Source organism: Streptomyces sp. UW30 (assembly GCF_008042075.1).
Taxonomy (GTDB): domain Bacteria; phylum Actinomycetota; class Actinomycetes; order Streptomycetales; family Streptomycetaceae; genus Streptomyces.
The window spans coordinates 5,549-6,397 of record NZ_RDBN01000040.1; positions in this window are offsets into that span (position 1 = coordinate 5,549).

Genomic DNA, 849 nt, shown 5'->3' on the forward strand with positions numbered 1-849 from the left:
CCTCGGCCCTCCCCATGCGCCATATCCAGGCGCACAGCCAAGCCGAGGCAAGCGGTGTCAAGCATTAGGTGAGGCCACAACGTCAAGCATCAACCGAGACAAGACATACGCCACGTGCGGCGACGCGGACAGAGTTTCCCTACTTCATCAAGGCTCGCTGCGCTCGCTCGTCCGGCGGCCGACGGCGCTTGTCGATCATCGCCAACCCGACCGCCGCAGACTCCGCCCATGCGCATCAAAGGCCGCTTACGGCCCACATGRCACCGCCYCCACGATCCGGCCTCTTTCGGTGGCACAAAGCGTCTTTGGCCTGCACCGTTGGGGATCATCGTTCGTCCCCGTGCCCGTGTTGGAATGTGGCCGCTGCGTGTGGCGACGGGCGGGCGGCGACGTGCGGCCGGTGGCGAAGACATGGAGGCGGCGCGGCCCTCGGTTGATCCGACCTAACGGTGTTAGGCAACCGGGTGGAAAGGGGTGCGGCGTGGCCCTGGAAGCGGGGCGTTGAGGTCTAGCTGCGGTTGATCTTTCCCCTCCCGAGGCCGGATCGTGGRGGCGGTGYCATGRGGGCCAACGCTGCCTGATGCGTGGGCGTTCGTACGGCCCGCTGATCCCGCACCGGGCCACCCGCCGGACGGCGGACGCGGGCATGACGTGAGAGAAACCCCGTCGTGGCTGGGGCGGTCGGCTCCACGACTTTAGCCAGCCACTTTGGCGCGAGCCTCGAAGATCATGGCCCCCACGTCGTGCTTTAACGGGCAGGTCCACAGACTGCCCGACGCGCCGGAAGCTTACGGGGCCATGATCACTCGGGCCATGATCACTCGCGCCAAAGCAGCTCCCGGCCAAAGT